This window comes from Pseudomonas sp. B6(2017), assembly GCF_002112765.1.
In the GTDB taxonomy this organism is placed as follows: domain Bacteria; phylum Pseudomonadota; class Gammaproteobacteria; order Pseudomonadales; family Pseudomonadaceae; genus Aquipseudomonas; species Aquipseudomonas piscis.
In genome coordinates, this window is record NZ_NEIQ01000008.1 from 280,979 (window position 1) to 300,573 (window position 19,595).

Consider the following 19,595-nt stretch of genomic DNA (forward strand, 5'->3'; position numbering starts at 1 on the left):
GCAGTTGTTCCTCCCGTCCGCGGGGCCCCGTGATTCCGCCTCGCGCCGCCTCAGCGGCACTTGCAAGGCAATTGTGCCTTGCGTACAATCGCGCACCCTGAACTTCCTGGGCAGCACCTGCCTTACGCAATTGCACAGGGCCGTTCCAGCCCCAAGCAGCCATGCCAGCCAATACCTCTTCCTATTAAGAGCTGGGTGAGCAGGATTATCGGAGAAATACCATGTACGCAGTAATCGTTACCGGCGGTAAGCAATACAAGGTCGCTGAAGGTGAATACCTGAAGATCGAAAAACTGGAAGTCGCCACTGGCGAATCCGTGACTTTTGACCGCGTTCTGTTGGTCGCCAATGGCGACGACGTGAACATCGGCGCACCTGTTGTTGCTGGCGCAACCGTCAAGGCTGAAGTGATCTCCCAAGGTCGTCACGATAAAGTCCGCATCATCAAGTTCCGTCGCCGTAAGCACCACATGAAGCGTATGGGCCACCGCCAGTGGTTCACCGAGATCAAAATCACCGGTATTCAGGCTTAATTTCAGCCTAATTCCTCACTAGGAGAATTGAACTCATGGCACACAAAAAAGCTGGTGGTAGTACCCGTAACGGTCGCGACTCAGAAGCCAAACGCCTTGGCGTGAAGATGTATGGCGGCCAGGTCATCAAGGCCGGCAACATCATCGTGCGTCAGCGCGGCACCCAATTCCACGCTGGCTACGGCGTTGGCATGGGTAAAGATCACACCCTGTTCGCGAAAATCGAAGGCGTGATCAAGTTTGAAGTAAAAGGCGCCTTCGGTCGTCGTTACGTGAGCGTCGTCGCAGCTTAATTGCGCGATCGCTGGAAAAGCCCTGTCTCGCGACGGGGCTTTTTCGTTTGTGGGATGAGTCTCTTGCAAAGCTGTTTGTACGGGCTGCCAGCGTTGGAATTTCGGTCGTTGATTGAGGCCGCTGCGCTCATTTTTGCAAGAGTCTTATGTCTTGGTTTTTTCAGCTCGCCCATGCGGCGAGAGGCGTTTGATCATGAAGTTTGTTGATGAAGTTTCGATCCGAGTAAAGGCTGGCGACGGCGGCAATGGTTGCATGAGTTTCCGTCGCGAAAAGTTCATCGAGAACGGTGGTCCCAACGGTGGTGATGGTGGTGATGGCGGCTCGATCTTCATGGTCGCCGACGAGAACCTCAATACCCTGGTGGACTATCGCTACACCCGTCATTTCGATGCCGAGCGTGGCTCCAATGGCGGCAGCACCGATTGCACTGGCAAGAAAGGTGAGGACCTGGAGTTGCGGGTTCCGGTTGGTACCACTGTGATTGATGCTGGCACCCAGGAGGTCATTGGCGACCTGACCAAGGCGGGCCAGCGCCTGATGGTGGTGCAGGGTGGTTGGCACGGCCTGGGTAACACTCGCTTCAAGTCCAGTACCAACCGTGCGCCGCGCCAGACTACGCCGGGCAAGCCGGGCGAGCAGCGTGACCTCAAGTTGGAGTTGAAGGTGCTGGCGGACGTTGGCCTGCTGGGCTTGCCGAATGCCGGCAAGAGCACCTTCATCCGTTCGGTTTCCGCAGCCAAGCCGAAAGTCGCCGACTATCCGTTCACGACCCTGGTGCCGAACCTGGGCGTGGTCAGCGTCGATCGCTGGAAGAGCTTCGTGATCGCCGACATTCCTGGTCTGATCGAAGGGGCTTCCGATGGTGCCGGCCTGGGGATTCGCTTCCTCAAGCACTTGGCGCGTACGCGGATCCTGCTGCATCTGGTGGACATGGCGCCTCTGGATGAGAGCAGCCCTGCAGATGCTGCTGAGGTGATCGTCAACGAGCTGATGAAGTTCAGTCCGTCCCTGGCTGAGCGCGAGCGCTGGCTGGTGCTGAACAAGAGCGACATGCTTCTCGAGGAGGAGCAGGAGGAGCGGGTCAAGGAGGTTGTCGAGCGTCTGGAGTGGACCGGTCCTGTGTATGTGATCTCGGCCATCTCCAAAGAGGGTACCGAGCGCCTGAGCCGCGACATCATGCGGTACCTGGAGGATCGTGCCGATCGCCTGGCGGCTGACCCGGCCTTTGCCGATGAGCTGGCCGAGCTGGATCAGCGCATCGAAGATGAGGCGCGTGCCCAGCTGCAGGCCCTGGATGACCAGCGGGCCCTGCGCCGCACTGGCGTGAAGAGCGTCCACGACATCGGCGACGATGACTGGGACGAGGAAGATGTGGATGACGAGGATGGCCCGGAAATCATCTACGTTCGCGACTGATTCATCGTTGGCGGGCTTGCCCGCGAAGACGGTTTATCTGGCTTGGTGCGGTGTTATCATCGCTGCCGGGCCAGCTTTCAATGCGCCGCTCACCTGAGCGGCGTTTTGGTGTCTGCACGGCGTAAATACGAATAACCCCATGAGTGGCGCTCGGTCGCGCCGCTCGCTGGCAAAGGTTGAATGAGATGCGGAGCAAGGTGACGGGTGCACAGCGCTGGGTCGTGAAGATCGGTAGCGCGTTGCTGACGGCGGACGGCAAAGGGCTGGATCGTGCGGCAATGGGAATATGGGTCGAGCAGATGGTGGCCTTGCATGAGGCTGGTGTCGAATTGGTGCTGGTATCTTCCGGTGCTGTTGCTGCTGGCATGAGCCGCCTGGGCTGGACCGCACGACCGAGTGCGATGCATGAGCTGCAGGCGGCGGCGGCCATTGGCCAGATGGGGCTGGTGCAGGCCTGGGAGTCGAGCTTCGCCGAGCATGGCCGGCATACCGCGCAAATCCTCCTGACCCATGACGACCTGTCGGACCGCAAGCGTTACCTCAATGCGCGCAGTACCCTGCGGGCATTGGTCGAGCTCAAGGTGATCCCGGTGATCAACGAGAACGACACCGTGGTCACCGATGAAATCCGTTTTGGCGATAACGATACCCTGGCGGCGCTGGTGGCCAATCTGGTGGAGGCTGACCTGCTGGTGATCCTGACCGATCGCGATGGCATGTTCGATGCCGACCCGCGCAGCAATCCAGACGCCCAGCTGATCTACGAGGCGCGAGCCGATGATCCGGCCCTGGATGCGGTGGCTGGCGGTACTGGCGGTGCCCTGGGGCGTGGCGGTATGCAGACCAAGCTGCGTGCGGCGCGTCTGGCGGCGCGTTCCGGGGCGCACACCATCATCGTCGGTGGGCGCCTGGAACGGGTGCTGGATCGGCTGAAGGCGGGCGAGCGCATTGGTACCTTGCTGTCTCCGGAGCGCGGCATGTTGGCTGCGCGCAAGCAGTGGCTGGCCGGTCATTTGCAAACCCGTGGCACCCTGGTGCTGGACGAGGGCGCAGTGTCCGCTCTGTCCGAAGGGCGCAAGAGCTTGTTGCCGGTGGGGGTCAAGCAGGTCCAGGGCGGCTTCCGGCGCGGCGAGATGGTGGTCTGCGTGGCGCCTGACGGGCGCGAGATCGCCCGCGGCTTGGCCAACTACAGCGCCTTGGAGGCGCAGAAGATCATCGGCCAGCCTTCCGATGCGATTGTCGGTGTGCTGGGCTACATGGCTGAGCCGGAGCTGGTTCATCGTGACAATCTGATTCTGGTTTGAGTGGCATAAGGAAAAAACGCATGCGCATGGCAAAGGGATTGTTGGGTTTGTTCTTGGTGATGCCGTTCATGGTGTCGGCCGAGGAAATTGGCCAGGTGTCCACGGTTTTCAAGTTCGTCGGGCCGAATGATCGGATCGTGGTCGAGGCGTTCGATGATCCCAAGGTCGATGGCGTCACTTGTTATCTGTCGCGAGCCAAGACGGGTGGTCTCAAGGGTGGCCTGGGTTTGGCCGAGGATCGGGCCGAGGCCTCGATTGCCTGCCGCCAGGTCGGGCCGATCGCCTTCAAGGGTGATCTGAAGGATGGCGAGGAAGTATTCAAGGAGCGCACCTCGCTGGTGTTCAAGACCATGCAGGTGGTGCGATTTCTCGACAAGAAGCGCAATACCCTGGTGTACCTGGTCTATAGCGACCGGTTGATCGAGGGTAGTCCGCAGAATGCGGTGACGGCGATTCCGATCCTGCCGTGGTCGCATCAGTGATCTGATCGCTGGTGGGTCGGCCCGGTGAATGCTGGGTTGGCTCGCTGGGCGGGGTAAATCGCAGGCAATAAAAAACCGACCCTTGGGTCGGTTTTTCAACAAGCGTGTCGCTTAGGCTGCAGCAGCGAGCTTCAGAGCCTTGATGTGGCCATTCAGGCGGCCTTTATGGCGAGCAGCTTTGTTCTTGTGGATGATGCCTTTATCGGCCATGCGGTCGATAACTGGCACGGCCAGAACGTAAGCGGCTTGCGCTTTTTCGGCGTCTTTTGCGTCGATGGCTTTAACTACATTCTTGATGTAGGTACGAACCATGGAACGCAGGCTGGCGTTGTGGCTGCGACGCTTCTCAGCCTGTTTTGCACGTTTTTTGGCGGAAGGTGAGTTGGCCACCGTCGAGCTCCTCGAAAGACTTTTTGGGAAATAGCAAACAAAATAGGCCGCGAATCATGCCGATGAGTTGGTGTGTTGTCAAGGGCAGCTGATGCGTTCCGCTGAGTGGTCGATCTGTAGAGGCGGGATATTTATTTCCGGCGCTTGACCTGTAAACTCGCGAGCTTTGGCTCTGTGCTGTTGCGGCGCGGAGTATCGCACAAGTGGGCGCCTTTTCGCCCACTGTTTATCTACAAGGCACAAACCTTTTCATGAATCTGCTCAAGTCGTTGGCCGCCGTCAGCTCTATCACGATGCTTTCCCGCGTGCTGGGCTTCGTGCGCGACACCATCATCGCGCGCACCTTCGGTGCCGGCATGGCCACGGACGCCTTCTTCATCGCCTTCAAGCTGCCCAACCTGCTGCGACGGATCTTCGCCGAGGGAGCGTTCTCCCAGGCTTTCGTACCGATCCTGGCGGAATACAAGACCCAGCAGGGCGAAGAGGCGACGCGCACCTTCATCGCCTACGTATCCGGCTTGCTGACCCTGGTGCTGGCTTTGGTCACGGCCCTGGGAATGATCGCTGCGCCCTGGGTCATCTGGGCCACGGCGCCGGGGTTCGTCGATTCCCCGGAAAAGTTCGCCCTGACTGCGGACCTGTTGCGGGTGACCTTTCCTTATATATTGCTGATCTCCCTCTCATCCCTGGCCGGAGCCATCCTCAATACCTGGAACCGCTTCTCGGTACCGGCCTTCGTGCCGACCCTGCTCAATGTCAGCATGATCATCTTCGCGGTGTTCCTCACGCCGTATTTCGATCCGCCGGTGATGGCCCTGGGCTGGGCGGTACTGGCCGGTGGCCTGGCACAGTTGTTGTACCAGCTGCCGCACCTGAAGAAGATCGGCATGCTCGTGCTGCCACGCCTCAACCTGCGCGATACCGGGGTCTGGCGAGTGTTGAAGCAGATGCTGCCGGCGATCCTCGGGGTGTCCGTGAGCCAGATCTCGCTGATCATCAACACGATCTTCGCCTCGTTCCTGGTGGCTGGCTCGGTCTCCTGGATGTACTACGCCGACCGGCTCATGGAGCTGCCGTCCGGAGTGCTGGGCGTGGCGCTGGGGACCATCCTGTTGCCGACCCTGGCCAAGACCTACGCCAGCAAGGATCGTCATGAGTATTCGCGAATTCTCGATTGGGGGCTGCGCCTGTGCTTCATCCTGGTGCTGCCTTGCTCCCTGGCGCTGGGGATCCTGGCCGAGCCGTTGACGGTATCGTTGTTCCAGTACGGTGAGTTCAGCGCCTTCGACGCATCCATGACCCAGCGGGCGCTGGTGGCTTACGCAATCGGTTTGCTGGGCATCATCATGATCAAGGTGCTGGCTCCGGGCTTCTATGCCCAGCAGAACATCCGGACCCCGGTGAAAATCGCCATCTTCACCCTGGTGGTCACCCAGTTGTTGAACCTGGCGCTGATCGGCCCCCTGAAGCATGCCGGGCTGGCCCTGGCCATCAGTGGCGGGGCTTGCATCAACGCCGGCCTGCTGTTCTACCAGCTGCGCAAGCAGCGGATGTTCCAGCCGCAGCCAGGGTGGGGGATGTTCATCCTCAAGTTGCTGGTTGCCGTGGTGGTCATGTCGGCGGTGCTGCTGGGTGCGATGCACTACATGCCAGCCTGGGACGAGGGGCATATGCTCCAGCGTTTCCTGCGCCTGGGGGCACTGGTGGTAGCCGGCGTGGTGGCCTATTTCGGCATGCTGGCCCTGCAGGGCTTCCGCCTGCGGGATTTCAATCGCAAGGCCCTGGGCTGACGAGGATCCGATCGTCGCAGCAGGGTGGACACAGGTTTTGTCGGTTCGATCACTTTGGGTTGCGGTGCTGCCTGTCGTCAGCCGCCCGGTGTGGTTATAATCGGCCACTTTATGAGCAAGAAGCGCGTTATGCAGCTGGTTCGAGGCCTTCACAATCTGCGCCCCCAGCATCGGGGCTGCGTCGCCACTATTGGCAACTTTGACGGTGTTCACCGTGGTCACCAGGCTATCCTGGACCGGCTGCGTGAGCGTGCGCTCGAGTTGGGCGTACCCAGCTGCGTGGTGATTTTCGAACCGCAGCCGCGTGAGTTCTTTTCTCCCGAAACCGCTCCAGCGCGCCTGACCCGCCTGCGGGACAAGCTGCAATTGCTGGCGCAAGCCGGGGTCGACCGGGTTTTGTGCCTGGCGTTCAACCAGCGCCTGAGCAAGCTCAGCGCCAGCGAGTTCGTCGAGCGAATACTGGTGGATGGCCTGGGTGTGCGGCACCTGGAGGTCGGTGACGACTTCCGCTTCGGTTGCGACCGGGTCGGCGACTTCGAGTTCCTGCAGCAGGCCGGTGCGACCCACGGATTCACCGTAGAAGCGGCCCGCACTGTGGAAATGGATGGGTTGCGCATCAGCAGCACCCAGGTCCGCAATGCCCTGGCCGCTGCCGATTTCGATCTTGCCGAGCGTCTGCTCGGTCGCCCCTTCCGGATTGCCGGTCGGGTCCTGCATGGGCAGAAGCTGGCGCGCCAGCTGGGCACCCCTACTGCCAACGTGCAGTTGAAACGTCGTCGCGTACCGCTTTCCGGGGTTTACCTGGTCAGTGTCGATATCGATGGCCAGGCCTGGCCCGGAGTCGCCAACATCGGCGTCCGGCCCACGGTCGCAGGTGATGGCAAGGCCCACCTGGAGATTCACCTTCTAGATTTTGCCGGTGACCTGTACGACCGGCGTTTGACGGTGGTTTTCCACCAAAAGCTGCGTGAAGAGCAGCGTTTCGCCTCCCTGGAGGCGTTGAAGACGGCGATCAATGCGGATGTTGCCGCCGCCCGTGCCCAAGTTGCACGTATCCATAGCGCCAATCGCTAATGAAGAGCCTTAAATGACCGACTATAAAGCCACGTTAAACCTTCCGGACACCGCCTTCCCAATGAAGGCCGGCCTGCCTCAGCGCGAACCACAGATTCTGCAGCGTTGGGACAGCATTGGCCTGTACGGAAAGTTGCGCGAGATTGGCAAGGATCGTCCCAAGTTCGTTCTGCACGACGGTCCTCCCTATGCCAATGGCAAGATCCACATCGGTCACGCGCTGAACAAGATTCTCAAGGACATGATCGTTCGTTCCAAGACCCTGTCCGGCTTCGACGCGCCCTACGTACCGGGCTGGGACTGCCACGGCCTGCCGATCGAGCACAAGATCGAGGTGACCCACGGCAAGAACCTGACCTCGGACCAGACTCGCGAGCTGTGCCGTGCCTACGCTTCCGAGCAGATCGAAGGCCAGAAGACCGAGTTCATTCGCCTGGGCGTGCTGGGTGACTGGGACAATCCCTACAAGACCATGAACTTTGCCAACGAGGCCGGAGAAATCCGTGCCCTGGCGGAGATGGTCAAGGGTGGCTTCGTGTTCAAGGGCCTCAAGCCGGTTAACTGGTGCTTCGATTGCGGTTCGGCCCTGGCCGAGGCGGAAGTCGAGTACCAGGACAAGAAGTCCGCCACCATCGACGTGGCCTTCCCGGTCGCCGACGAGGACAAGCTGGCTGCCGCCTTTGGCCTGGCCAAGCTGGCCAAACCCGCAGCCATCGTGATCTGGACCACCACCCCGTGGACCATCCCGGCCAACCAGGCCCTGAACATCCATCCGGAGTTCAACTACGCTCTGGTGGATACCGGCGAGCGCCTGTTGGTCCTGGCCGAGGAGCTGGTGGAGTCCTGCCTGGCCCGTTACGGCCTGGAAGGTTCGGTGATCGCCACGGCCCCCGGTTCCGCCCTGGAGCTGATCAATTTCCGCCATCCGTTCTACGATCGCCTGTCGCCGGTATACCTGGCCGACTACGTGGAACTGGGCGCCGGTACCGGCGTGGTTCACTCCGCGCCGGCCTACGGTGAAGACGACTTCGTGACCTGCAAGCGCTACGGCATGGTCAACGACGACATCCTCAACCCGGTCCAGAGCAATGGTGTGTACGCGCCTTCCCTGGAGTTCTTCGGTGGCCAGTTCATCTGGAAGGCCAACCCGGCCATCGTCGATAAGCTGAGCGAAGTCGGTGCGCTGCTGCACACCGAAACCATCAGCCACAGCTACATGCATTGCTGGCGTCACAAGACTCCGCTGATCTATCGCGCCACCGCGCAATGGTTCGTCGGCATGGACAAGCAGCCGGTGGCCGGCGACACCCTGCGCCAGCGTGCCCTGCAGGCTATCGAGAACACCCAGTTCGTGCCGGCCTGGGGCCAGGCGCGCCTGCATTCGATGATCGCCAACCGTCCGGACTGGTGCATCTCCCGCCAGCGCAACTGGGGCGTGCCGATCCCGTTTTTCCTGCACAAGGAAAGCGGCGAGTTGCACCCGCGCACCGTCGAGCTGATGGAAGAAGTGGCCAAGCGCGTCGAGCAGGAAGGCATCGAGGCCTGGTTCAAGCTGGATGCCGCCGAGCTGCTCGGCGATGAAGCCGGCCAGTACGACAAGATCGCCGACACCCTGGACGTCTGGTTCGATTCCGGCACCACTCACTGGCATGTGCTGCGTGGCTCCCACGATATCGGCCACGCCACTGGCCCGCGTGCCGATCTGTACCTGGAAGGTTCCGACCAGCACCGTGGCTGGTTCCACTCTTCCCTGCTCACAGGTTGCGCCATCGACGGCCACGCGCCGTACCGCGAACTGCTGACCCACGGTTTCACCGTGGACGAGAGCGGGCGCAAGATGTCCAAGTCGCTGGGCAATACCATCGAGCCGGAGAAGGTCAACAACACCCTGGGTGCCGACATCATGCGCCTGTGGGTCTCGGCCACTGATTATTCCGGCGAGATGGCGGTGTCCGACCAGATCCTGCAGCGTAGTGCCGACGCCTACCGGCGGATCCGCAATACCGCGCGTTTCCTGCTCTCCAACCTGAGCGGCTTCAACCCCGCCACCGATCTGCTGCCGGCCGAAGACATGCTGGCCCTGGATCGATGGGCCGTGGATCGCACCTTGCTGCTGCAGCGCGAGCTGGAGCTGCACTACGGCGAATACCGCTTCTGGAACGTCTACTCCAAGGTGCACAACTTCTGCGTGCAGGAGCTGGGCGGTTTCTACCTGGACATCATCAAGGACCGCCAGTACACCACCGGCGCCGACAGCAAGGCCCGTCGTTCCTGCCAGACCGCGCTGTTCCACATCAGCGAGGCGCTGGTGCGCTGGATCGCGCCGATCCTGGCCTTCACCGCCGACGAGCTGTGGCAGTACCTACCGGGCGAGCGCAACGAGTCGGTGATGCTCAACACCTGGTACGAGGGGCTGAGCGAGCTGCCAGAAGGCTTCGAGCTGGATCGCGCCTACTGGGAGCGGATCATGGCGGTCAAGGTCGCGGTCAACAAGGAACTGGAGAACCAGCGTGCCGCCAAGGCGGTGGGCGGCAACCTGCAGGCCGAAGTGACGCTGTACGCCGAGGACGCGCTGTCGGCCGACCTGGCCAAGCTGAGCAATGAGCTGCGCTTCGTGCTGATCACCTCCACCGCCAGTGTTGCGCCCCTGGCGCAGGCTCCGGCGGACGCGGTAGCCACCGAGGTCAGCGGTCTCAAGCTGAAAGTGGTCAAGTCGAGCTTCGCCAAGTGCGCCCGTTGCTGGCACTGCCGCGAAGACGTCGGCGTCCACCCTGAGCATCCGGAGATCTGCGGTCGCTGCGTAGATAACATCAGCGGTGAAGGCGAGGTCCGTCACTATGCCTAATGCCGCAGGCCGTTTCGGTCGTCTGGGCTGGCTGTTGCTGAGCGTGCTGGTCCTGGTCATCGACCAGGTCAGCAAGCTGCACTTCGAAAACTCGCTGACCATGTACCAGCAGATCGTGGTGATTCCCGACTACTTCAGCTGGACCCTGGCCTACAACACCGGTGCCGCCTTCAGTTTCCTGGCCGATGGTTCGGGCTGGCAGCGCTGGCTGTTCGCCCTGATCGCCATCGTGGTCAGCGCGGTGCTGGTGGTCTGGCTCAAGCGCCTGGGGCGTAACGAAACCTGGCTGGCCATCGCCCTGGCCCTGGTGCTCGGCGGTGCCCTGGGCAACCTGTATGACCGCATCGTCCTGGGTCATGTGATCGATTTCATCCTGGTGCACTGGCAGAACCGCTGGTACTTCCCGGCATTCAACTTCGCCGACAGCGCTATTACCGTCGGTGCCGTGATGCTGGCCCTGGATATGTTCAAGAGTAAGAAAACCGGAGAAACCGTTCATGACTGAACAGGTATTGGCTGGACAACGTATCGGCCAGAACACCGAAGTCACCTTGCATTTCGCATTGCGCCTGGAGAACGGTGACACGGTGGACAGTACTTTCGACAAGGCCCCGGCGACCTTCAAGGTTGGCGATGGCAACCTGCTCCCAGGGTTCGAGGCGGCGCTGTTCGGCTTCAAGGCAGGGGACAAGCGTAACCTGACCATCGAGCCGGAAAACGCCTTTGGCCAGCCAAACCCGCAGAACGTGCAGGTGATTCCCCGTTCGCAGTTCCAGGACATGGAGCTGTCGGAGGGGTTGCTGGTGATTTTCAACGATGCGGCGAACACCGAATTGCCCGGCGTGGTCAAAAGCTTCGATGACGCCCAGGTCACCGTTGATTTCAACCATCCGCTGGCCGGCAAGACCCTGACCTTCGATGTCGAGATCATCGACGTCAAGGCGCTTTAACCGCATCACGGGCGAGCTCGCCCCCGCAAGAACCTCGGTGTTCTTGGGGGGGCGGGCTTGCTTGCGATCAACCGCGAAGCGGTTGCCATGATTATTCCTTGCGCGCAAGACACGAGGCACAGCATGCAAATCAAACTCGCCAACCCCCGTGGCTTCTGCGCCGGTGTGGACCGGGCGATCGAAATCGTCAATCGCGCCCTGGAGGTCTTCGGGCCCCCGATCTATGTCCGGCACGAAGTGGTGCATAACAAGTTCGTCGTCGAGGACCTGCGTAATCGCGGGGCGATCTTCGTCGAGGAGCTAGAGCAGGTGCCGGACGATGTCATCGTCATCTTCAGTGCCCACGGCGTATCCCAGGCTGTACGCAGCGAAGCGGCCGGTCGCGGCCTCAAGGTATTCGACGCCACCTGCCCGTTGGTGACCAAGGTGCATATCGAAGTCGCGCGCTATAGCCGTGATGGTCGGGAATGCATCCTCATCGGCCACGCTGGTCATCCGGAGGTCGAAGGCACCATGGGCCAGTACGACGCCAGCAACGGCGGCGCCATCTATTTGGTGGAAGATGAGGACGACGTCGCCAGGCTGCAGGTACAGAACCCCGAGCGACTGGCCTTCGTGACCCAGACCACCTTGTCCATGGACGACACCAGCCGGGTGATCGACGCCTTGCGTGCTCGTTTCCCGGCCATTGGCGGGCCACGCAAGGACGATATCTGCTACGCCACGCAAAATCGCCAGGACGCCGTCAAGCAACTGGCCGACGAGTGCGACGTGGTGTTGGTAGTGGGTAGCCCCAACAGCTCCAACTCCAATCGCCTGCGTGAGCTGGCCGAGCGCATGTCCACCCCGGCCTATCTCATCGATGGCGCCGAGGACCTGCAACGCAACTGGTTCGATGGCGTCGAGCGCATCGGTATCACCGCCGGCGCCTCGGCTCCGGAAGTCCTGGTCCGTGGCGTGATCCAGCAGTTGCAAGCCTGGGGCGCCACCGGTGCCGACGAGTTGGCCGGCCGTGAAGAGAACATCACCTTCTCCATGCCCAAGGAGCTGCGGGTCCGTTCCCTGCTCTGATCATCCTGCACTCATGCACAGGGCCTGCTCGGCGATGTCGCTGCGCAGGCTGATTCTCCCGCTACGCGACAGCACCACTTGGTGGCGGCTGTCTCCTCGACCCTTCTGGCAGATGTGCAGCGTGCCGGCCTGGAAGGCGCCCGTGGGCAGCAGTGGGTTGCCCAGAACGCCAAAGCGCACGAACTGCTGCACCGGGCGATTGCCTATTATCTGCACGTGCCCGGCATGCCGACGCTCTATCAGCAGGGGATTCTCCGGATCGTCCGGCCCCTTGCCGCTGGCATCCAGGATGATTCGCCAACCCTTGCTCCAGTCACCGTCCAGCCCGTGTACCAGGGCCGTATGACGTTGCAGGATGGCTGCCGCCCGGGCGTTGCGCAGGTCGCTGGCGAGGGTTCGAGCAGCATCCAATTGTCGATTCGATTGCAGCAATTGGCCGAGCCCGGTGCCGGACAGAGGCAGCAGGATCGCCAGCAAGGCCAGGGTGACCAGGAGTTCTAGCAAGCTGAAACCTTTCTGTTGCATGGCGTCTCCCTCCTTGGAAACACAACTTCACGCTATCCGTGCGCGGCCCTTGGTGATTCAAGGACTCGTTTGTTATAGCCCGGGCGTTCCCAGGTTAGATGGTCAATTTGCATACAAGGAATTGCCGACCATTGGCACCTGGCCCCGGGCCGATCCCGGCAATGTGTTGCCGGGTGTACCAGATACCAAACCGCGCTCCATTGCCGGCTAACCTAAAGAGGCGGCGAGGCTGATCGAGCCTGGTATGTCGCTCTCCACGGATCGGAGGAACTTCGGATGAAAGGAGCAGGAAGCGAGTCCGGCATGACCCTGATCGAGGTCCTGGTGGCGTTGTTGGTCCTCGCCTTGGGCTTGCTGGGGGCTGCGGCGGTGCAGCTCAAGGCGTTGCAGTACACCGATAGCGCACGGATGAGTACCCAGGCGAGCTTCATCGCCCACGGCATGCTCGAGCGGATTCGAACCAGTACCTCGTCGGATGTTCTCCAGGCCAAGCCGGGGGAGGCGGCTTCAGGCGGCCTGCGAGCCCAGGACCTGGCGGATTTCGCCAGTGATGTTGCGGATTTCGCTGGTGTCGATGCCCGGGGGCGCGTCGATGTCGGCCAGGGCCTCTACATCGTTCACATCACTTGGGATGACTCGCGTGCCTCGGGTTCCGGCGGACAGCCGCGTGAGTTGATGCTTGGCAGCCGGGTGGCAATAGCCTCGGATGGTACGCCGTGAACCGTTGGAGCCGGGGTTTCGGCTTGGTGGAAGTAATGATGGTGCTGTTGCTGAGCCTGGTGTTGGTTCTCGGGGCGAGTCGGGTATTCGTGGCGGCCAAGCAGACCTATCTCAGCCAGGGCGCCTCGGCCTACCAGCAAGAAGAGGCGCGTTTCGTCCTGAGCAAGATGCTCCGGGAAATCCGCATGGTTGGATTCTCTGGTTGCCTGAAGAGGATTCGCGATGCCAGTGAGGGTGGGAGTTTTTCTCGCTTGGCGGCGACGCCAATTCACTGGAGTGACACGGAGCAGAAACTGAGCCTGGTGACGGTCGATGCAGGAGAGGTCGATGGCGCGCCGACCTGGAGCCTGGTCACCGACTGCCGTAAGGAGGCAGTGGTCTATTCGGGAGCTCGAAAAGCCGGTGAGGGGCAGCAGGTATTCGCCTTGCGCCGGGTGTCCTACCGCTTCAGGAACCAGCAGTTGCTGTTCGGTACTGGCCTCGAGCAACAACAGATGGTGTTGCTGGACAACGTCCAGTCCTTCGACATCGGTTTTGGCCTGGCCCGCTCGGCTACAGACAACGTCCTGGCAGGCTATAGCCGCCAGCCTGGTGACCCCGCATTGATCCTCAGCGTACGGCTGCGCCTGACCTTGAGCGACCCAAGTGATGCCGTCCGGCCCCAGGGGTTTACCCTCGTGGCGGCCTTGCGCAACAGGTTGTCCTGATGCAGTCGCTGCCCGGTTTGCGCTTCGAACGAGGCATGGCCTTGCTGGCCAGCCTGTTGTTCCTGTCGTTGTTGACGATGATCGGTGTTTCAGCCATGCAGAACGCCACCTTGCAGGAGCGGATGGCCGCCAGCCTGGCCCAGCAGCATCGTGCCTTCCAGGCCGCCGAGACGGCATTGCGCCTGGGCGAGGCGCAAGTGCGCAAGGGGAGCACCTGGCCGGTATGTGCGACGCCAGTGCTGTGCGCTCCCCCTGGCGAGTCGTCATTGGTGGTCGATGCTGGCTGGAACGTAAATTCCGGAGTGCGCTGGGTGGCAACGGTCGATGGTTATTACGCAGTGCAGAACCTGGGGCTCGTCAAGGGGGCGGTCCGATTGCCCGAGGAGGTCACGGCCACCTTGTATCGAGTGACGGCCATCGGCCTGGCTGGCCAGGCACGCAGCGTGCTGGAAAGCATCTATGCCAAATACTGACGGGGATCGCGGACGTTGGCGCAGCAGCCTGCTGGTCCTGGGCGGCCTGCTGTGGGGGCTGTGCCCAGCGGCTACTACCCAGGTGCTGGCTGATGATCTGGCGACGACGCAAGGGATGACGCTGTTGTCGCCACAGGAATCGGAGACTTGCTGCGGCAATATCGATGGCGGGAATTTGCCCGATGTACCTGTGTTCGGCGGTAAGATGCTCGGCGCCCCGATGCCGGGCCAGTCTGACAATGTCTCCCGGGAGCCTGGAGGCGGCGCTATCGAGCCCCCCTTGCAGCGCCCCGATGCCGCTGGCCGGCGCATCCTGTGGCGACAAATCCAGTAAGCGAGATTCTTGACCATGCGCAGATCCAACCAAGGTCTTACCCTGATCGAAATCATGATCGTGATTGCGATCATCGGTCTGGTCCTCACCTTGAGCCTTCCCAGCATCACTGAGTACATGAGGAAGCCTCACCGCAGTGAAGTCACGGTGCTGCTCACCGAGCAGGCACAGTTACTCGAGCGCCATCACGCCTCGGCCGGGGTCTATAGCAATGCACCCGGCCTGAGCACGGGCAATGACTACTACAGCCTCAGTGCAACCCTGACCGATAGCGGATTCTCGCTGACGGCAGTGCCGAAGGCCGATGGCCTGATGGCGGCCGACAAGTGCGGCAGCTTCACCCTCGACCAGGCCGGGGCGATCGGCCTGGCAGGCCAGGCCGATGGGGTGACGACCAAGGACTGCTGGGGCCGTTGAGTACCTGCTTCGGGAGCCCAGGCGCCCACTGTCTTTCTCATTGATTGGAACCATCCATGGCTAAGCAACAGCAAGTGCTGGTGATCGGAGGCGGGGTAATCGGCCTGCTCACCGCCTACAACCTGGCTTCCAAGGGGCAGCAAGTGCGGCTCCTGGAGCGCTCTGACCTGGGGCGTGAGTCTTCCTGGGCCGGTGGCGGGATCGTTTCCCCGCTCTATCCCTGGCGGTACAGCCCGGCCGTCACCGCACTGGCCCACTGGTCGCAGGATTTTTATCCGCAGCTTGCAGTGCAGCTGTTCGGTGATACCGGGATCGATCCCGAGGTGCATACAACCGGCCTCTACTGGTTGGACCTGGAAGACCAGGCCCCGGCCCTGGAGTGGGCGCGGCGTGAAGGGCGGCCGCTGAGCCAGGTGGACATCAACGCCGTGCATGATGCGGTGCCGGTACTCGGGAGCGGCTATCAGCAGGCGATCTACATGGCCAATGTGGCCAATGTGCGTAATCCGCGCCTGGTGAAGTCCCTCAAGGCGGCGTTGCAGGCCCTGCCCAATGTGCATATCGATGAGCAATGCCAGGTCACGGGGTTCATCCGGGACGCGCAGCGAGTGGTGGGTGTGAACAGCGCCCTGGGCGAGTTGAGGGCGGACCAAGTGGTGCTTTGTGCCGGGGCCTGGAGCGGTGAGTTGCTGTCCAGCCTGGGGCTGGCGTTGCCGGTGGAGCCGGTCAAGGGACAGATGATCCTGTACAAGTGCGCCGCCGACTTCTTGTCTTGCATGGTCCTGGCCAAGGGACGCTATGCGATTCCCCGGCGCGATGGGCATATCCTGGTGGGCAGCACCCTGGAGCATGCAGGTTTCGACAAGACTCCGACCGCCTCTGCCCTGGATAGCCTCAAGACGTCGGCCGTCGAGCTGATCCCGGCCCTGGCGGACGCAGAGGTGGTTGGGCATTGGGCGGGCTTGCGTCCGGGCTCTCCTGAAGGCATTCCCTACATCGGACAGGTTCCCGGATTCGACGGTTTGTGGCTCAACTGTGGGCATTACCGTAACGGCCTGGTGTTGGCGCCGGCTTCCTGCCAATTGTTCTGCGACCTGTTGTTGGGCAACCAGCCGATCATCGACCCCCAGCCATATGCTCCTGCGGGACGCATCGAGGCGTGCGTCTAGTCCAGTCCCAGTTTCTTCAAGCGATAACGCATCGAGCGAAACGACAGACCCAGCCGGCGAGCCGCCTCCGTGCGGTTCCAGCGGCATGCGTCCAGCGCCTGGAGCAGCAACTGGCGCTCCACCTGTTGCAGGTGTAGCACCAGATCGAATGCGGTCGCGGTTGGATGCGGGGGACTTTCCGCTCGGCTGGCGCAGGGCAGGCCGAGGTCCGCCACTTCTATCCATTGTCCTTCGCGGAAAATCTGTGCCCGTTCCAGCAGGTTTTCCAGTTCTCGCACATTGCCGGGAAAGTCGTGGGCCTCCAGCGCCTGCAGTGCTTCCGGGCTCAGCTGGGCTACCGTCTGGCCGCTGTCGATGGCCAGGCGCTGCAGGATATGCCGGGCCAACAGGTTGATATCGGCATGGCGCTCGCGCAGGGGTGGAACCCGTAGTTCGATGACATTCAGGCGATAGTACAGATCCTGGCGGAAGCGTCCGGCTTCCACCTGCTGCTTCAGGTCCTGATGGGTGGCACATAGAATCCTGAGGTCCACCGCTTCCTCTGTCTGGCTACCCACTGCCCGCACGGACCTTTCCTGCAAGGCACGCAGGAGTTTCACCTGCATGGCCAGCGGCAGTTCGGCTACTTCGTCGAGGAACAGGGTGCCGCCCCGTGCGGCCAGGAACAGCCCGGGCTGGTCCGCCAGGGCCCCACTGAAGCTGCCTTTGCGGTGACCGAAGAATTCGCTCTCCATCAACTCCGAAGGGATGGCTCCACAGTTGACCGCAATGAACGGTCGCCGGGCCCTGGGGCTCAGGTCGTGGATCAAGCGGGCGACCCGTTCCTTGCCGCTACCGGATTCGCCGCTGATGTAGACCGCTGCCTGGCTGGGCGCCAGCTTGGTGATCTGGCGGCGCAGGTCGGCCATGGCCGGTGAGTTGCCCAGCAGTTGCTTGCTTGCCGGGGTTTCCCGGGGCGCAGGCGGCTTGAGGCGGTTGCCGACCAGCTCTCGTAGATGCTTGAGATCCAGGGGTTTGTGCAGCAGATCGCAGGCTCCGGCCTGCAAGGCACTGGCAGCGGTTTGCTGGCTGGTATCGTCGCTGAGTACGGCCACCGGAACACGGGAGTGGTCCTGGCGGATGTGTCTCAGTAGTTCCAGGCCGCAGCCGTCCGGCAGGTGCAGGTCGGTCAGGCATAGGTCGAAACGATTTTGCCTCAAGTGATCGCGGGCTTCTTGCAGGGTGCGGGCGCTGCGGGTGTGCAGGTGCATCCGGCCGAGAGTGATTTCCACAAGGGCGCGTACTTCCTTGGCCCCATCGACCACCAGGACCGTTTGCCGTGGATTCATGACAGTGCGCCTTCATCCATGAAGAACGGGCAGCCGGCGTATCGCCAGGCCGAGAGTTGAAGTCTAGGCCCGCTAGGCAAGGGCGGCAGAGCAGCGGCGGCGGTGGTGGCGCCGACCAAGGGGGCGGACCAGTTCGAGGGGCAGCAGAGCCACTGAATCCGGGGGCTGGAGGGGTGCTCCGCCGGCTTGGAGGACGGAGGTTATTTTGTCGCCAATTATTCTGGCGATGGGGCGATTGCCCCGTGCCGCCAGGTGCAGGGCGGGTGCGATCAGCGGTTCTGGCTACCGGGGCCTTGTTCCAGGTGGGCCTGGCTGCAATACCATTGCTGCGACAGGCTCAGGGCCCGGTCCTGGGGCAGGTGTACGCCGCAGTGGGCACAACGCACCATGGGCGTGCTACCTGGCTCAGCGGGGGTATGGGGAGCCGAGGCGGGGCGCTTGAATTTACGCCAGAACCATACCGCAGCGGCAATCAGGGCGATCCAGAACAGTAGACGAACCATGGCATCCAGTTTCTTGAGGAAAGATGCGGCAGTTTAGCCAAGCGCTTGCCGGTCGCACAGGCCCGCAGGATTGCAGGCATCAAAAAGGGAGACTTGAAGTCTCCCTTTATTGAACAGGCTGCTGCTCAGTCGAATACGCCGAAGGTCATGTAGCTGAACCAGGAGCGGTCTTCGTTGTTGCCAGCGGCTTGATGATTTTCTTCCTCGATCACTTCGCCGTTGCTGTCCTTGGGCTTGAGCTCCTCGGGGATCGCTTCCTTGGCATCCTGATACTGCTTCATGATGTCCTGGTTGGCGCGGGTTTCTCCCGGCGGCAGCGGCGGGCGGGAATCGATCAGGCCCAGGGTGGCCTTGCTCAGCCAGGAGCGGTTGTCGGCCTCGGCTACCCGCGGCACGAACTGGCCATCCACCAGGCTTGGGTGGTCTGGGTAGTTGAGCTTGAGGGTTTCCAGGCTGGTGGCTGCCAGCTCATCCAGGTGCAGGCGCTGATAGGCCTCGGTCATGACCGCCAGGCCATCGCCTACCGATGGGGTTTCCTGGAAGTTCTCCACCACGTAGCGGCCACGGTTGGCGGCGGCGACATAGGCCTGGCGGGTGAGGTAGTAGTCGGCTACGTGGATTTCATAGGAAGCCAGCAGGTTGCGCAGGTAGATCATGCGCTGCTTGGCATCCGGGGCGTAGCGGCTGTTCGGGTAGCGGCTGGTGAGCTGGGCGAATTCGTTGTACGAATCGCGAGCGGCACCTGGGTCGCGCTTGGTCATGTCCAGCGGCAGGAAGCGCGCCAGCAGGCCGACGTCCTGGTCGAACGAGGTCAGGCCCTTGAGGTAATAGGCGTAGTCGACGTTCGGATGCTGCGGGTGCAGGCGAATGAAGCGCTCGGCAGCCGATTTGGCGGCTTCCGGCTCGGCATTCTTGTAGTTGGCATAGATCAGCTCGAGCTGTGCCTGGTCGGCGTAGCGACCGAAGGGATAGCGCGATTCCAGGGCCTTGAGCTTGGAAGTGGCGCTGGTATAGCTGTGGTTGTCCAGGTCGGTCTGCGCCTGCTGGTACAGCTCGACTTCGCTCAGGTTTTCGTCAACGACTTCCTTCGATGAGCAAGCAGCGGTCAGTGCGAGGATGGCGATCAGCAGCAGGTGTTTCACTTGCATAGCGGCTTGCGTCCCTATGACGGCCGCTGTCTTGGGCGGGGCCGTCCTGTTATGATGAGCGCCCCGTTGAAAGCCTCGGGGCAAAAGACGCCGTATTTAACCACAAGCGCGCAGCCGAAACC

22 protein-coding genes are annotated in these 19,595 nt (G+C 61.9%); 17 read left to right on the forward strand and 5 right to left on the reverse strand.

Features of this window, described 5'->3' with window-relative positions; genetic code table 11:
* Positions 1-221: 221 nt before the first annotated feature.
* From rplU to CAG11_RS16075, 5 genes are all read left to right on the forward strand, one after another.
* Complete coding sequence (rplU, locus tag CAG11_RS16055) at positions 222-533, forward strand: 50S ribosomal protein L21 (protein ID WP_003228361.1); 312 nt, start codon at positions 222-224, stop codon at positions 531-533.
* Positions 534-568: 35 nt separating this feature from the next.
* Positions 569-826 carry a 50S ribosomal protein L27 gene (rpmA, locus tag CAG11_RS16060; RefSeq protein WP_003228360.1) on the forward strand — a complete coding sequence of 86 codons (258 nt, stop codon included), beginning with the start codon at positions 569-571 and terminating at the stop codon, positions 824-826.
* A 193-nt stretch (positions 827-1,019) separates the two neighbouring features.
* Positions 1,020-2,243: an Obg family GTPase CgtA gene (gene cgtA, locus CAG11_RS16065; RefSeq protein WP_031320559.1), complete on the forward strand. Its 1,224-nt coding sequence runs from the start codon at positions 1,020-1,022 to the stop codon at positions 2,241-2,243.
* Between the two features lie 185 nt (positions 2,244-2,428).
* Entirely contained in the window at positions 2,429-3,547 is a 1,119-nt protein-coding gene (proB, locus tag CAG11_RS16070; RefSeq protein ID WP_085597043.1) for a glutamate 5-kinase, read from the forward strand.
* Positions 3,548-3,567: 20 nt separating this feature from the next.
* Positions 3,568-4,029, forward strand: a complete 462-nt coding sequence (locus tag CAG11_RS16075) for a CreA family protein (RefSeq protein ID WP_022641089.1) — start codon at positions 3,568-3,570, stop codon at positions 4,027-4,029.
* A 111-nt stretch (positions 4,030-4,140) separates the two neighbouring features.
* On the opposite strand, the gene rpsT is transcribed toward CAG11_RS16075, so the two are convergent.
* Complete coding sequence (rpsT, locus tag CAG11_RS16080; protein WP_009050949.1) at positions 4,141-4,419, reverse strand: 30S ribosomal protein S20; 279 nt, start codon at positions 4,417-4,419, stop codon at positions 4,141-4,143.
* A gap of 251 nt (positions 4,420-4,670) precedes the next feature.
* Between rpsT and murJ the strand changes: the two genes are divergently transcribed.
* From murJ to ispH, 6 genes are all read left to right on the forward strand, one after another.
* Positions 4,671-6,209, forward strand: a complete 1,539-nt coding sequence (gene murJ, locus CAG11_RS16090) for a murein biosynthesis integral membrane protein MurJ (protein WP_085597044.1) — start codon at positions 4,671-4,673, stop codon at positions 6,207-6,209.
* A 129-nt stretch (positions 6,210-6,338) separates the two neighbouring features.
* Positions 6,339-7,283: a bifunctional riboflavin kinase/FAD synthetase gene (gene ribF / locus CAG11_RS16095; RefSeq protein ID WP_022641088.1), complete on the forward strand. Its 945-nt coding sequence runs from the start codon at positions 6,339-6,341 to the stop codon at positions 7,281-7,283.
* Positions 7,284-7,296: 13 nt separating this feature from the next.
* Entirely contained in the window at positions 7,297-10,128 is a 2,832-nt protein-coding gene (gene ileS / locus CAG11_RS16100) for an isoleucine--tRNA ligase (protein ID WP_085597045.1), read from the forward strand.
* A complete protein-coding gene (lspA, locus tag CAG11_RS16105) occupies positions 10,121-10,633 on the forward strand; it encodes a signal peptidase II (RefSeq protein ID WP_053134643.1) in 513 nt (170 codons plus the stop codon). The genes ileS and lspA overlap by 8 nt, the downstream gene beginning before the upstream one ends.
* Entirely contained in the window at positions 10,626-11,078 is a 453-nt protein-coding gene (gene fkpB, locus CAG11_RS16110; RefSeq protein ID WP_053134640.1) for an FKBP-type peptidyl-prolyl cis-trans isomerase, read from the forward strand. The genes lspA and fkpB overlap by 8 nt, the downstream gene beginning before the upstream one ends.
* 123 nt (positions 11,079-11,201) lie before the next feature.
* The gene (gene ispH, locus CAG11_RS16115) at positions 11,202-12,149 is read left to right on the forward strand and encodes a 4-hydroxy-3-methylbut-2-enyl diphosphate reductase (RefSeq protein WP_085597046.1); all 948 of its coding nucleotides are present in this window, start codon (positions 11,202-11,204) and stop codon (positions 12,147-12,149) included.
* On the opposite strand, the gene CAG11_RS16120 is transcribed toward ispH, so the two are convergent.
* Positions 12,150-12,674 carry a GspH/FimT family protein gene (locus tag CAG11_RS16120; RefSeq protein ID WP_022641083.1) on the reverse strand — a complete coding sequence of 175 codons (525 nt, stop codon included), beginning with the start codon at positions 12,672-12,674 and terminating at the stop codon, positions 12,150-12,152.
* Between the two features lie 276 nt (positions 12,675-12,950).
* Here CAG11_RS16120 and pilV point away from each other — a divergent pair, with 276 nt between their 5' ends.
* From pilV to thiO, 6 genes are read left to right on the forward strand one after another with little or no spacing between them, the layout of a single operon-like run.
* The gene (pilV, locus tag CAG11_RS16125; RefSeq protein WP_085597047.1) at positions 12,951-13,394 is read left to right on the forward strand and encodes a type IV pilus modification protein PilV; all 444 of its coding nucleotides are present in this window, start codon (positions 12,951-12,953) and stop codon (positions 13,392-13,394) included.
* A complete protein-coding gene (locus CAG11_RS16130; protein WP_085597048.1) occupies positions 13,391-14,101 on the forward strand; it encodes a PilW family protein in 711 nt (236 codons plus the stop codon). Before pilV ends, CAG11_RS16130 begins: the two co-directional genes overlap by 4 nt.
* Complete coding sequence (locus CAG11_RS16135) at positions 14,101-14,574, forward strand: PilX N-terminal domain-containing pilus assembly protein (RefSeq protein WP_256578621.1); 474 nt, start codon at positions 14,101-14,103, stop codon at positions 14,572-14,574. The genes CAG11_RS16130 and CAG11_RS16135 overlap by 1 nt, the downstream gene beginning before the upstream one ends.
* Entirely contained in the window at positions 14,561-14,908 is a 348-nt protein-coding gene (locus tag CAG11_RS16140) for a hypothetical protein (protein ID WP_085597049.1), read from the forward strand. Before CAG11_RS16135 ends, CAG11_RS16140 begins: the two co-directional genes overlap by 14 nt.
* Before the next feature lie 15 nt (positions 14,909-14,923).
* Positions 14,924-15,325 carry a type IV pilin protein gene (locus CAG11_RS16145; protein ID WP_085597050.1) on the forward strand — a complete coding sequence of 134 codons (402 nt, stop codon included), beginning with the start codon at positions 14,924-14,926 and terminating at the stop codon, positions 15,323-15,325.
* Positions 15,326-15,381: 56 nt separating this feature from the next.
* Complete coding sequence (thiO, locus tag CAG11_RS16150) at positions 15,382-16,494, forward strand: glycine oxidase ThiO (RefSeq protein WP_085597051.1); 1,113 nt, start codon at positions 15,382-15,384, stop codon at positions 16,492-16,494.
* Here thiO and CAG11_RS16155 read toward each other — a convergent pair.
* The 3 genes from CAG11_RS16155 to CAG11_RS16165 form a co-directional block, all read right to left on the reverse strand.
* Positions 16,491-17,822 carry a sigma-54 dependent transcriptional regulator gene (locus CAG11_RS16155; protein WP_085597052.1) on the reverse strand — a complete coding sequence of 444 codons (1,332 nt, stop codon included), beginning with the start codon at positions 17,820-17,822 and terminating at the stop codon, positions 16,491-16,493. The two genes, thiO and CAG11_RS16155, sit on opposite strands and share 4 nt — an antisense overlap.
* Positions 17,823-18,091: 269 nt before the next feature.
* Positions 18,092-18,325, reverse strand: coding sequence for a PP0621 family protein (locus tag CAG11_RS16160; RefSeq protein WP_085597053.1), 234 nt, complete (start codon positions 18,323-18,325; stop codon positions 18,092-18,094).
* Positions 18,326-18,450: 125 nt separating this feature from the next.
* Entirely contained in the window at positions 18,451-19,473 is a 1,023-nt protein-coding gene (locus CAG11_RS16165) for an outer membrane protein assembly factor BamD (protein WP_085597054.1), read from the reverse strand.
* Positions 19,474-19,595: the final 122 nt, after the last annotated feature.